Genomic DNA, 12,193 nt, shown 5'->3' with positions numbered 1-12,193 from the left:
GTGCCGTCCGAGGTACACCGTCGTGCCTTCCTGCACCTGCTCGCCCTGGCCGGGGCGGGGGCCGTGGCCCTCCCGGGCCTCGCCGAAGCCGGGACCGGGTTTCCGTTGGTGTCGCGGGGAAAGGCCGCGACGATCGTGGTCGGTTCGGGTGACCTGCCCGGCGTGCGGCGGGTCGTCGGCGACCTGGCCGCCGACGTCGAACGCGTCACCGGCGTGCGGCCCGCGGTGTCGTTCGACGTCGTCCCCGCGCACGGCCCGGTCGTCGTGGTCGGCACCCTGGGCCACAGCCCGCTGGTCGACGACCTGGTCGCGGCCGGGAAGCTCGACGTCACCGGGATCGCCGGGAAGTGGGAGACGTCGCTGAGCCAGGTCGTCGACGGCCGGCTGGTGCTCACCGGCAGTGACCAGCGCGGCGTGATCTACGGCGTCTACGAGGTCTCCCGGCGCATCGGCGTCTCGCCCTGGTACTGGTGGGCGGACGTGCCGCCGCGGCGGCAAGCGGAGCTGCACCTGCCGCGCGAGCGGTTCAGCCTCGGTACCCCGCACGTGAAGTACCGCGGCTTCTTCATCAACGACGAGAACCCGGCGCTCGGCACCTGGGCGCCGGCCTTCTTCGGCCCCGGCCAGGCGCCGGGCTTCCCGAACGGCTTCAACCACCTGTTCTTCGCGAAGGTCTTCGAGACCATGCTCCGGCTGCGGGCCAACTACCTCTGGCCGGCGGTGTGGGGACGCGCGTTCGCCGAGGACGACCCGCTCAACCACGCGACGGCCAAGGAGCACGGCATCGTCATGGGCACCTCGCACGAGGCGCCGATGATGCGCGGGATCGAGGAGTGGAACCGGCACGCGGTCCCCGCGGTCCGCGACGCGGCCGGGAACATCACCACCCCGGGGCACGACCCGTACGGCGGCACGGGGGAGTGGAGCTTCCGCCGCAACGGCGAGGCGATCAAGGCCTACTGGACCGACGGCATCCGCCGGATGGTCCGCGAGGACTTCGAAGGCGTCGTCACGCTCGGCATGCGCGGCAACGGCGACGTCGGCCTGCCCGACGGCGACGGCATCGAGCTGATGCGCGAGATCATCGCCACCGAACGGGAGATCCTCGCCCGCGAGACCGGCCGGGACCTCACCACGGTGCCGCAGGTCTGGACCCTCTACAAGGAGGTCCAGCGGTATTGGGCGCAGGGCCTGCGCCCCCCGGACGACGTCATCGTCGTGTTCACCGACGACAACTGGGGCAACATCCGCAAGCTGCCCGACCGCTCCCTGCCGCCGCACCCCGGCGGGTACGGGCTCTACTACCACTTCGACTACGTCGGCGGCGGCCGCAACTACAAGTGGGTCGACACCGCGCTGCTCGCGAACACCTGGGAGCAGCTGCACCTGGCCACGGCCTACGGCAACGACCGGCTGTGGGTGGCCAACGTCGGGGACATGAAGGGCAACGAGCTGCCGCTGCAGTTCTTCCTCGACTACGCCTGGGACCCCGCCGCCCTGCCGGTCGAGAGACTGTCCACTTGGGAGTGCCAGTTCGCCTCGGAGAACTTCGGCGCGGCCCTGGCGGCCGACATCGCCGGAGTGCTGCACGACTACGGGCGGCTGCAGTCCCGCCGCAAGCCGGAGCTGCTCAACCGGCGGATCACGGTGGACGCCGCCGGCACGATCACCTACGACGACCAGATGACGCCGTTCAGCCTGGTCAACTACCGCGAACTGGACCGCGTCACCGACGAGTGGCGCGACCTCGCGGCGCGGGCGTCGAAGATCGGCGCGCGGCTGCCGAAGGCCTTCCAAGACGCCTTCTACGAGCTGGTGCAGTACGCGACCCGGGCGACGGCGAACCTGTACGCGCTGCGGCGGGCCGAGTTCACGAACCTGCTGTACGCGGCCCAGGGCCGGGCTTCGGCGAACGGCCTCGCCGCTGTCACGGAAGCCCGCTTCGCCGACGACCTCGCGCTGGCGGAGAAGTACAACACCGGCATCGCCGACGGCAAGTGGAAGGGGTTCCAGACCCAGCCGCACATCGACTACGGCGACGTTGCCCGCTACGGCCCGAACGCGCCGTGGCAGCAGCCGGAGCTGAACAACGTGGCGCTGCCGGACGTCATCTTCCCGGCGGTGAAACGCCTCGACCTGCCCACGGCGGCCGCGCTGGGGGTCGCGGTCGACGGCTCCTCGGACGCGTGGCCCGGCGCCGCGGGACGGCCGGCGTTGCCCGAATTCAGCCCGTACCAGAGCGCGCCGCCGCAGTACATCGACGTCTTCAACCGCGGCCGGACGCCGTTCCGCTGCACCGTCACGACGGGCGCGCCGTGGGTGCTGGTCGAGCCGCGGGGCGGCCGCGTGGAGGAGGAGCTGCGCATGACCGTGCGGATCGACTGGTCCCGGGTGCCGAAGGGCACCACGACCGTGCCGATCACGGTCTCCGGCGCGGGGAGTTCGGTCGCGGTGGACGCCGTCGTGCGCAATCCGGTCTTGCCGGCTCGCGGCTTCGTCGAGGCCGGCGGGTACGTGTCGATGGAGGCCGAGCACTGCAGCGCGAACGTCGGGACGGCGGACGCCGGGTGGCGGCGCATCCCGGACATCGGACGAACCGGCGCGGGGATGACCCCGTTCCCGGTGACGGCGGGGAGCCGTGCACCGGGAACGGGGCCGCGCCTGGAGTACCGGATGACGCTGTTCTCGACCGGGCCGGTGGCGGTGTGGGCGTACTTGTCCCCGCGCAGCAACGTGTTGCCCGGCGACGGGCTGCGGTACGCGGTTTCGTTCGACGACGCGGACCCGCAGGTCGTGAACATCACGAAGGCGACGGGAGCGGACGACACGTCCATGAACCGCCAGTGGGAGCGGACGACGTCGGACAACGTGAACCTGACGGCGACGCGCCATGTCATCGGGGCGGCCGGCCCGCACGTGCTGAAGTTCTGGATGGTCGACCCGGCGGTGATCGTGCAGAAGCTGGTGATCGACACCGGTGGACTGCGGGCGAGTTATCTCGGGCCGCCGGAGAGCACACGGTGGCCATGGTGAGAGCGGCGAAGGGGCGAGGCCGGGGTCCAGCCCGACGGAAAAGGCTGCCGAGCGGCCGCCCGCCGGGGGCGCCCCCCGTTTTCCACTCTACCGGCAGGCACCGACAATTCCGGGCCGCGGAAGCCGCTGACCGACCGCCGGCGCCGCGCCCGCCGGCCGGTGATCAGCTCCGATCCGTCCTACCTCGCTCCGCCGGTCAGCACCCGGTAACCCCGGTGCGCCGGGGCCGCCGTGCTGTGGCGGACCACCAGGCTCGTCGCCAGCTCCACGCGGTGGCTCTCCGGATCGACTCCCCGGGCCAGCGAAATCGCCAGCCGGGCGCCGGCCGCCGCCATCTCCTGCAGCGGCTGGCGGACCGTGGTCAGCTCCGGGGTCAGCCAGCGGGCGATCGGCAGGTCGTCGAAGCCCACCACCGAAAGGTCGTCCGGGATGCGCAGCCCCGCGTCACGGGCCGCCTCGTACACGCCGAGTGCCTGCAGGTCGCTGCCGGCGAAGACCGCCGTCGGCCGGTCGGGGAGGGTGAGCAGTGAAGCCAGTTCCCGGTAGCCGGCCCGGACGTGGAAGTCGCCGCGGCGCACCAGCGCCGGGTCGAACGCCAGCCCGGCCGTCTCCAGCGCCGTGCGGTACCCGTCGATCCGGGCCCGGCTGCACAGCACTCCCTCCGGTCCGCCGATCATCGCGATCCGGCGGTGGCCCAGCTCCACGAGGTGCCGGGTGGCCGTCAGCCCGCCCTGCCAGTTCGTGGCCCCGATCGAGGGCGTCTCCGGCCCCGGCGCGCCGGCCGGGTCGACGACGACCAGCGGGATGTCCCGGGCCCGGAGCTTCGCCAGCTGCCCGCCGGTGAAGTCCGAGCACACCGAAACGATGCCGACCGGCCGCCGGGCGAGCACGCTCTCCAGCCAGCTCTGCCCGGGTGTGTGCCGGCCCGAAGATTCTGCCAGCACCACCGCCATTCCGTTTTCGCGGGCGACGCACTCGACCCCGCGGATGATTTCCAGTGCCCACGTGCTTTCGAGTTCGTGGAACATCAGTTCCAGCAGCCGGGAACGGCGGGAACGTTCGTCGGCGCGGCGCCGGTAGCCGTATTTCCCGATGACGGCTTCGACGCGGGCGCGGGTGCTTTCGGCGACGTCGGGACGCCCGTTCAACACTTTCGAAACTGTCGGGACGGAGACACCGGTCTCGGCGGCGATCCGGGCGATGGTCACCCGGACCTCGGTGGGCTCGAGCTCATCAGACTTCGTTGTCATGACGGAGATTCTAGGTCATCGAAACCTGATTTGAAACGGTTGGAAACTTTCGGAGCACCATTGTCTCGCGGAGGGTGAAGATGTCGGGAAGAATTCCTAAGAAACATGTCCTGATGGCGGTTGCGGCCACTCTGGGTATTGCCGTGTGGCAGGCGCCTGCGGCATCGGCGTCGGTGCCGCTGCAATACACCACGAACCGTTACGTCGGCAGCGCGGTGGCCGCGGCGTACCTGGCTTCGGAAACCGATTACCGGGCGGTGCTCACGCGAGAATTCGACAACGTGACGCCGGAGAACGAGATGAAGTGGGGCACGGTCGAAGCCGTGCGCGGCCAGTACGACTGGTCCGGCGCGGACGCGATCGTCGAGTACGCGCGGACGCACCACAAGACCGTGCGCGGCCACACGCTGGTCTGGCACTCCCAGCTCCCGGACTGGGTCGGCGCGCTGCCCGCCGACGAGCTCCGCCGGGTCCTGCACGACCACATCACCACGGAAGTCAAGCGGTACAAGGGAAAGATCCGCGCCTGGGACGTCGTCAACGAGATCTTCAACGAGGACGGCACCCGTCGCGACACGGTCTTCCGGCAGAAGCTCGGCGACGGCTTCGTCGCCGACGTCTTCCGCTGGGCGCACGCGGCCGACCCGGCGGCGAAGCTCTACCTCAACGACTACAACATCGAAGGGATCAACCCGAAGAGCGACGCGGTGTACGACCTGGTGAAGACGCTGCGGCGGCAGGGCGTGCCGATCAGCGGCGTCGGCATCCAGGGACACCTGTCGATCCAGTACGGCTTCCCGGGTCAGTACCGGGAGAACCTGGCGCGCTTCGCCAGGATCGGCGTGGAGACCGCGGTCACCGAGGCGGACGTCCGGATCCCGACCCCGCCGGACGCGGCCAAGCTCGCCACCCAGGCGAGCTACTTCGGTCAGCTGTGGGACGGCTGCCACGCCGTCCGCAAGTGCGTCGAGTTCACGACCTGGGGTTTCACCGACCGGCACTCGTGGGTCCCGGACGTCTTCCCGGGTGAAGGCGCGGCCTGCCTGTTCGACGAGAACCTGCGCCCGAAGCCGGCGTACTTCCGCCTCAACCCCTGACCGGGCCGGGACGCAGTCCGCGCACGGTGAGCGCGGCGAGGATGCGGGGGACCGCATCGAGGGTGGCCGGGCGGCCTTCGTGCATCAGCACGACGCCGCCCGGCTGCACCTTCCTGGCCGCGGCGACGATCTCGTCCGCGGAACAGCCCGCCCAGTCGCGGGTGTCGACGCTCCACAGCACCTCGGTGAGCCCGTGTGCCGCCAGCAGCCGGCCGACCGAGGCGTCCGTGTCGCCGTAGGGCGGCCGGAACAGGACCGGCCGGAGCCCGGTCAGCCGGGTCAGGAGGTCCTGCGTGCGCCGGATCTCCTGGTCGCGGGCGGCCTCCGGCAGCGTGGTCAGGTGCGGGTGGGTCCACGTGTGGTTGCCGATCGCGTGGCCCGCCGCGGCGATCGCCCGGACCAGGTCCGGGTGCGCCGCGGCGTGCTCGCCCCACAGGAAGAACGTCGCGCGCGTGCCCTCGAGCGCGGACAGCAGCGCCGGCGTCGTCTCGGGGTACGGGCCGTCGTCGAAGGTCAGCGCGACCGTGTCCATCGCTCCAAGATCACCGGACCCGGGCCCTGCGGCAAGGACTTTCGGCCCGCTATCGGTCCGCTGATCATCGGCACGGTCGTCAGCGGGCCAGTGCGGCCAGCCGCTTCGCCGTCGGCCAGCGGACGTTCCACGCCCAGCCGAGCTTCTCGAACGCCCAGATCACCCGCGCCGAGATGTCGATCTGCCCGCGCTGCGCGCCGTGGCGGGCCGAGGTCGGGTCCGCGTGGTGGGTGTTGTGCCAGGACTCGCCCATCGACAGGATGGCCAGCGGCCAGAAGTTCGCCGAGCGGTCGCGGCTGGTGAACGGGCGTTCGCCGATCATGTGGCAGATCGAGTTCACCGACCACGTCACGTGGTGCTGGAAGGAGATCCGGGCCAGGCCGGCCCAGAGGAACGCGGTCAGCGCGCCCCACCACGACAGCGTGATCAGGCCGCCGAGCAGCGGCGGGAGCAGCAGGCTCACCACCACCCACACCGGGAAGAGCCGGTCGACGACGCGCAGGTCGCGGTCGGCGGCCAGGTCCGGGGCGAACCGGTCGACGTTGGTCTTGTCGCGGCCGAAGAGCCAGCCCATGTGCGCGTGCCAGAAGCCGCGGGCCAGCGCCACCGGGGACGTCCCGAACAGCCACGGCGAGTGCGGGTCGCCCTCGCGGTCGGAAAAGGCGTGGTGCCGTCGGTGGTCGGCGACCCAGCCGATCACCGGGCCCTGTGCGGCGAGGCCGCCGGCGACGGCCAGCGCGATCCGCAGGGCCCGCTTCGCGCGGAACGAGCCGTGGGTGAAGTACCGGTGGTAGCCGACGGTGACCCCGAGGGTCGAGACCACGAAGAACGCGCCGCCGATCGTGAGGTCCAGCCAGCTGACGCCCCAGCCCCAGAACACCGGGACGGCGACGGCCAGCGCCAGGAACGGGACCAGCAGGAACGTGCGGATGGTGATGAGCTCGGGGATCGTCTGCTTGCCCGAGAGCACCGGTTTCGGGGCCGGCGGGGCAGCCTTCACGGAGGCGGTCATGCACTACTCGATTCGAATTCAGCACCGCACCGGAACCGGGTCCGGGCGGGAGGCCGGGGAGCGGGAACACCCGGCGGTCAACAGTCAACGGTCTGCGGGTGGCCGGGCGCGTCACCGCTCCTGCCGGTGATCTGCCTCGGGGGCCACGAGGCGGGAGTGCGGCCGGCGGGACGCCGGCGTACGAGGTGCTCTCGCCTCCGCCCAGGTTACCGGATCGTTGTGAACGCGCAGTGTGGCCGGCGGCGGCGAGGCCGCGACACCGGGTGGCCGGCCGACGAGTAAGGCCCCCGCCCCTGGTCGGGGCGAGGGCCTTCAGGATGCCTCGTGGCTCAGATGACGCTGACGCGCTGGGCCTGCGGGCCCTTCTGGCCCTGGCCGATTTCGAACTCCACGCGCTGACCCTCGTCAAGCGACTTGAAGCCGCTGCCCTGGATCTCGGAGTAGTGGACGAACACGTCCGGACCCCCGCCGTCCTGCGCGATGAAGCCGAAGCCCTTTTCGCCGTTGAACCACTTGACACTGCCCTGAGCCATACCAATACCTACTCTTTGTAGTGAGCCTGGACGCCCCGTTCGGACACCCGGTCTCGAGGTCATTCTTCCATTGCCGGAGCGCGGAGGCCACCCCCGGTGGTCAAACTCCCCAATCGGGTCGCAGCGGCATGCTCATCCCGCCCTCGCTGTCGGTCCGGACGCCCAGGATGTGGTGCAGTTCGATCTCGCGGCGTTCGAAGGCCAGCCGGCAGGCCGCCAGGTAGAGCGCCCACACCCGGCTGCGCCCGGCACCGGCCTCGGCGACCGCTTCGTCCCAGTGTTCGTCGAGGTTGGCGCACCACCCGGCCAGGGTCTTCGCGTAGTGCTCGCGGAAGTTCTCCGAGTGCCGCACCTCCAGCCCGGCGTCGTGCATGGCGGTCATCAGCTCGCCGGGTGCTTCGAGCTCGCCGTCCGGGAAGACGTAGCGGTCGATGAACCCGCGCGAGCGGTGCGCGACGCTGGTGTCCGGGTTGGTGATGCAGTGGTTGAGCAGGCGTCCGTGCGGCTTGAGCTTTTCGGCCAGGAAGCGGAAGTACCCGGGCACGTTGCGGGCCCCGATGTGCTCGGTCAGGCCGATCGAGGAGATCGCGTCGAACCCGGTCTCGGTGACGTCCCGGTAGTCGAGGTGCCGGATCTCGGCGCGGTCGGCGATCCCGAGCGCGACGATGTTCTTCTGCGCCCACTGGGCCTGCTCGCGCGAAAGGGTGACGCCGATGGCCTCGACGCCGTAGTGGCGGACGGCGTGCGCGACCATGCCGCCCCAGCCGCAGCCGACGTCGAGCAGCCGCATCCCCGGCTTGAGGCCGAGCTTCCGGCAGACCAGGTCGAACTTGTTCGCCTGCGCCTCCTCCAGCGTGGCGTCCTCCTGCGGGAACACCGCGCACGTGTAGGCCATCGACGGGCCGAGGACCAGCTCGTAGAACCGGTTGGACACGTCGTAGTGGCTGGCGATGGCCTCGCTGTCACGCGCCTTCGAGTGCCGCAGCGCCGTCATCCCGCGCCGGAACCGGCTCGGGTGCTCCTCGGCCGGCGGCTTGACCACCCGCAGGTGGCGCGGGCCGAGCTTGCGCAGCAGCCACAGCCGGTCGGCCGGGGTGAGCTGGTCGACCTGCGTGGCCAGCGCGCGCAGCGCCGTGTAGAGGTCGCCCTTGACGTCCAGCGCACCGGCCACGTACGCGCGGGCCAGGCCGAGGTCGCCGGGGGAGGACATCAGGTAGTCCAGCGCCAGCGGCGAGCGCACCTCGATGCCCACCGCCGCGTCGGCCGGGCCGCTTCGGCTGCCGTCGTAGGCGGTGATCGAGACCTCGGCGCGGGGCCCGAGCAGCCGCTCGAAGACGGCGCCGACGGTGATGTTTTCCTGGGTCACGTTCGTTCCTTTCACCGGCGGCGGACGCATTTTTCGTAGAGGCCGAGCAGGCGCTCGCCCGGGTCGTAGGCCCGCTTGAGCTCCCGGTAGGCATCGCCGTTGTAGAGGCGCCAGAACTCGTCTTCGGTGTAGAAGCTGTCCGAGTAGAGCGACTTGTGGCCGCCGAGGCGGGTGACCTCGGCTTCGACCATCCGGTTGTGCACGCCGTCGCGCTCACCCGGGTCCAGCGGCACCGACGACCAGAACCCGAAGTTGACGTACAGCTCTTCGGGGTCCAATTCGTACAGCGGCCAGCGGACGCCGCCGGGCCGCTGGCGCAGCGGGCAGATCCAGACCGGGCTGATCGGGATCTCCCGCTCGAAGAACTCGAGGAACTCCGCGGCGCGGCCGACCGGCACCTCGATGTCCTGCACGATCGTCTCTTCCGGCGGCAGCCGCCGGAGTTTCAGCAGCCGCTCGGCGATCCGGAACCGGCGGTCGAGCGCGACGGCCTTCCAGTACACCGACGACCGCAGGAACCGGCGGCCGAGCAGCAGCCGGGGCAGCCGGTGCTGGACGCCGAACGCCCGCGAGCACCAGAACCAGTCGGTGTCCCAGCGCCAGAGGTAGTCCCGGATGGTGAGATGGTCGGTCTCGCGGCGCTGGATCGAGCGGTAGTAGATGTCGAGCCAGGTGTAGTCGCTCGTGGTGGGCGCGGTGTCGGTGAACGTCCCGAGCGTCAGGTACAGCTCGTCCGGGCCGAAGACGGTGCCGTCGACGAAATCGACGTGCTCGCCCTCGTGTTCGCTCTTCGCGCAGATCTCGCCCAGCGCCTCGAAGAACTTCCCGCGGTCGTGGTGGCGGACGTGCCGCAGCCGCACGAACGGCTTCACCGGCTCCAGGAGGATCCGCAGCCGCAGCGCGTAGCCGAGGGTGCCGTAGGAGTTGGGGAAGCCGTGGAAGAGGGCGCGGTGCTCATTGTCCGGCGTGGCGACGACGATCCGGCCGTCGCCGGTGAGCACCTCGAGCTCCAGCACCGATTCGTGCGGCATGCCGTTGCGGAACGACGAGGACTCGATGCCGAGCCCGGTCACCGCGCCGCCGAGGGTGATCGTCTTCAGCTGCGGCACGACCAGCGGCATCAAGCCGTGCGGCAGCGTGGCGTCGACGAGCTGCTCGTAGGTGACCATGCCCTCGACGTCGGCGGTACGGGCCTCCGGGTCGACGCGCAGGACGTGGCTGAACCCCGAAACGTCGAGCCCGGGGTGGTTCGCCGCGGTGCGGGAGCGGAACAGGTTCGACGTCCGTTTCGCCAGGCGGATCGTGGTTTCGCCGCTGATCGCGCTGAGCTGCTGTCTCAGGGCGTCCACGCGGGCTTCGTGCTCCGGGAATGCCGGGCCCGGACGGGCCTCGGGCACCCCGGCCTGATCGATGGTCACACCCCTGATCCTGCCTCACCGCGGGCCCGGGTGGCTCGTCGAGCACCGGAATACCGCAATCCCGTCTTGCGAACCGGTGAAACGGGTCAACCGCGGCCGGTCAGGCGACGGCGCGCAGCGGGGTCTGCCCGTCCAGGAGCGATTCCGCGTCGGCGAGGAAGGCGTCGAGCTGCCGCAGCCGATCGGCGGTGCGCCGCTCGATCGCGGCCAGCCGGTCGGCGCGGCGCCGGGCGTCGTCGACGATCCGGTAAGCCCGGGCGCGGGCGTCCGCGGTGCGCTGCTCCGCGGCTTCCTCCGCTTCCCGGACGATCGCGGCGGCGCGCTCCCGGGCCGTCGCGACGATCCCGTCGGCTTCGGCGTGCGCCAGGTCGAGCAGGTGCCGGACGCGGTCGCCGACCGCGGCCGGGTCGGCGGGCGTGCGGCACAGCCGGTCGGTGCGGGCGCTGAGCTCGGCGTGGTCGGCACGGGCCCGTTCGAGCTGCCGCGCGAGGTGCCCGGCCTCGGCGACGGCCGCGTCGCGGTCGGTGGTGAGCAGGCGGATTTCGGCGAGGAGCTCGTCGATCCGCTCGTCGACCTGCTCGCGGTCGTAGCCGCGGAACGTCAGCGCGAAGCTCTCGGGCAGGGGCAGCGGCGCCGTCATCGGGCCACGCCAGGCCGGCGCAGCAGCGCGGCGAGCGCGGCGGCGTCGCCCGCGGTCCGGAGGGGCACCGGGTCGGGCCGTCCCACAGTGTGGTCGTCTTCGTGCAGGGCGGTGACGAACCGCGCGACCCGGCGCGGCGGCGGCGCGACGGTGGGGCCGCCCAGGTAGCGCAGGACGATCAGGTCCTCGCCGGAGTGCGTCTCGATCGCCGCCGCCCAGCCGCGTTCCTCGTCCCACAGCAGGGCGACGTCACGGTCGGGGTAGTGCGGCAGCCGGGTGTCGAGGGCGACGTAGGCGGAGACGGGGCTGTCGTGGTCGAGGGTGCAGGACTCGAGGCCGATCCCGAGCTCGGCGGTGACGTCGCGGAGGTAGCCGAGGAGCGCGGGGACGGCGGGGTGCTGGTAACCGGTCGGGAGTTCGATCGATGCGGTCACGGAGGTGGATCGCCTTTCTCTTCTCTCTTCTCTCTTCGGGTACTCCGGTTCTAACATGTCATCAGAACGATGACAAGGAGATTGTCGCCGGATAGACGACATGTGCTGCCTGGTTCGCCGGGATTGATCGACACGACACCGGGGTACCCGATCGGGCGACCGCGGAGGATCCCGCGGCGCGACGGGGAAAGCGAGGCGGCGTTGAGCATTCTGATCGACTTCGGGCGCGACACGGAGTTCTCGTTCGAGCGACGGTTGCGGGGGTACGTGGGAGCGGTGGCCCGGGCCGTGGGGGTGGGCTGGGAGTCCTGCACGCTCGACGCGGGAACCCCCGCGGCGGCCTACATCGCCCTCGACTGGCGCTTGTCCCGCTTCCCCGGCCACGACCTGGCCCTGGTCTGGGACGAAGTCCACGGCTGGGCGGCGGCGATCGAAGACGCCACCGGCGAGGCGGCGACGGTCCTGGCCTACCTGGGGGGCGAAGTCCTGCCGGACCCCCGCGCGGTGGTCCGCTTCCTGGCGGCGGTCCGCGCGGGCGACCCGGACGCGGGCACGCTGGAGGCCCCGGTTCTGCGCGAGGCGGGCGACCACGAGCGGTTGCTGGCGATGGTGCCGGAGGGCAGGCCCGCCGGCCGCGGTTGAGGCCACGCTGGGGGCCATGGGGTAGGCCGTGGTCGACCGGTGGGTCCCGCGGACACCGCGCTTGTCACCGGACGGATCCCCGGGTCCGGGTGGTCCGGCCGGTGGGTGCGGATTCGTTTCCTGCCAACGCCAACGCGGCCGACACCGCCGCCGGCATGGCTAAGACCGCATCTCGTTTGGGCGTGTTGCAAGGTAGGCGATATCGTTGATCAACGATGGACGATGTGGAGAAGTGG

Annotated in this window: 11 protein-coding genes; 3 read left to right on the top strand and 8 right to left on the bottom strand. The window is 71.1% G+C overall.

All coding sequences use genetic code 11. The features are described 5' to 3' along the window. Positions 1–3,033 carry a glycosyl hydrolase 115 family protein gene (locus tag ISP_RS16225; RefSeq protein WP_013226354.1) on the top strand — a complete coding sequence of 1,011 codons (3,033 nt, stop codon included), beginning with the start codon at positions 1–3 and terminating at the stop codon, positions 3,031–3,033. Between the two features lie 179 nt (positions 3,034–3,212). Here ISP_RS16225 and ISP_RS16220 read toward each other — a convergent pair whose 3' ends face one another. Next, positions 3,213–4,283 (bottom strand): LacI family DNA-binding transcriptional regulator, encoded by a 1,071-nt coding sequence (locus ISP_RS16220; RefSeq protein ID WP_013226355.1) that lies wholly within the window; start codon positions 4,281–4,283, stop codon positions 3,213–3,215. Positions 4,284–4,396: 113 nt separating this feature from the next. On the opposite strand from ISP_RS16220, the gene ISP_RS16215 reads away from it, so the two are divergent. After that, positions 4,397–5,380: an endo-1,4-beta-xylanase gene (locus ISP_RS16215; protein WP_230468916.1), complete on the top strand. Its 984-nt coding sequence runs from the start codon at positions 4,397–4,399 to the stop codon at positions 5,378–5,380. Here ISP_RS16215 and ISP_RS16210 read toward each other — a convergent pair. The 7 genes from ISP_RS16210 to ISP_RS16180 form a co-directional block, all read right to left on the bottom strand. Beyond that, a complete protein-coding gene (locus tag ISP_RS16210) occupies positions 5,370–5,912 on the bottom strand; it encodes a polysaccharide deacetylase family protein (protein ID WP_013226357.1) in 543 nt (180 codons plus the stop codon). The two genes, ISP_RS16215 and ISP_RS16210, sit on opposite strands and share 11 nt — an antisense overlap. 79 nt (positions 5,913–5,991) lie before the next feature. Next, entirely contained in the window at positions 5,992–6,924 is a 933-nt protein-coding gene (locus ISP_RS16205) for an acyl-CoA desaturase (protein ID WP_013226358.1), read from the bottom strand. Positions 6,925–7,253: 329 nt separating this feature from the next. Then, a complete protein-coding gene (locus ISP_RS16200) occupies positions 7,254–7,457 on the bottom strand; it encodes a cold-shock protein (protein ID WP_004558414.1) in 204 nt (67 codons plus the stop codon). A gap of 100 nt (positions 7,458–7,557) precedes the next feature. Continuing rightward, positions 7,558–8,853: a class I SAM-dependent methyltransferase gene (locus tag ISP_RS16195; protein ID WP_014467127.1), complete on the bottom strand. Its 1,296-nt coding sequence runs from the start codon at positions 8,851–8,853 to the stop codon at positions 7,558–7,560. Then, positions 8,835–10,241 carry an FAD-binding oxidoreductase gene (locus ISP_RS16190; RefSeq protein ID WP_013226360.1) on the bottom strand — a complete coding sequence of 469 codons (1,407 nt, stop codon included), beginning with the start codon at positions 10,239–10,241 and terminating at the stop codon, positions 8,835–8,837. Before ISP_RS16190 ends, ISP_RS16195 begins: the two co-directional genes overlap by 19 nt. A gap of 100 nt (positions 10,242–10,341) precedes the next feature. Beyond that, entirely contained in the window at positions 10,342–10,881 is a 540-nt protein-coding gene (locus ISP_RS16185) for a DivIVA domain-containing protein (protein ID WP_013226361.1), read from the bottom strand. After that, positions 10,878–11,315, bottom strand: a complete 438-nt coding sequence (locus tag ISP_RS16180; RefSeq protein WP_013226362.1) for a DUF6292 family protein — start codon at positions 11,313–11,315, stop codon at positions 10,878–10,880. Before ISP_RS16180 ends, ISP_RS16185 begins: the two co-directional genes overlap by 4 nt. Before the next feature lie 201 nt (positions 11,316–11,516). Here ISP_RS16180 and ISP_RS16175 point away from each other — a divergent pair, with 201 nt between their 5' ends. Beyond that, positions 11,517–11,957 carry a DUF6292 family protein gene (locus tag ISP_RS16175; RefSeq protein ID WP_013226363.1) on the top strand — a complete coding sequence of 147 codons (441 nt, stop codon included), beginning with the start codon at positions 11,517–11,519 and terminating at the stop codon, positions 11,955–11,957. Positions 11,958–12,193: the final 236 nt, after the last annotated feature.

This window comes from Amycolatopsis mediterranei, assembly GCF_026017845.1.
GTDB classification, from domain to species: domain Bacteria; phylum Actinomycetota; class Actinomycetes; order Mycobacteriales; family Pseudonocardiaceae; genus Amycolatopsis; species Amycolatopsis mediterranei.
The sequence above is the reverse complement of the archived record's forward strand: the minus strand, read 5'-3'. Positions and strand labels throughout refer to the sequence as shown.

Coding starts and splice junctions, on each gene's coding strand:
- ISP_RS16215 (WP_230468916.1), top strand. CDS start 4,397: ATGGCGGTTGCGGCCACTCTGGGTATTGCCGTGTGGCAGGCGCCTGCG.
- ISP_RS16205 (WP_013226358.1), bottom strand. CDS start 6,924: ATGACCGCCTCCGTGAAGGCTGCCCCGCCGGCCCCGAAACCGGTGCTC.
- ISP_RS16195 (WP_014467127.1), bottom strand. CDS start 8,853: ATGCGTCCGCCGCCGGTGAAAGGAACGAACGTGACCCAGGAAAACATC.
- ISP_RS16210 (WP_013226357.1), bottom strand. CDS start 5,912: ATGGACACGGTCGCGCTGACCTTCGACGACGGCCCGTACCCCGAGACG.
- ISP_RS16220 (WP_013226355.1), bottom strand. CDS start 4,283: ATGACAACGAAGTCTGATGAGCTCGAGCCCACCGAGGTCCGGGTGACC.
- ISP_RS16185 (WP_013226361.1), bottom strand. CDS start 10,881: ATGACGGCGCCGCTGCCCCTGCCCGAGAGCTTCGCGCTGACGTTCCGC.
- ISP_RS16200 (WP_004558414.1), bottom strand. CDS start 7,457: ATGGCTCAGGGCAGTGTCAAGTGGTTCAACGGCGAAAAGGGCTTCGGC.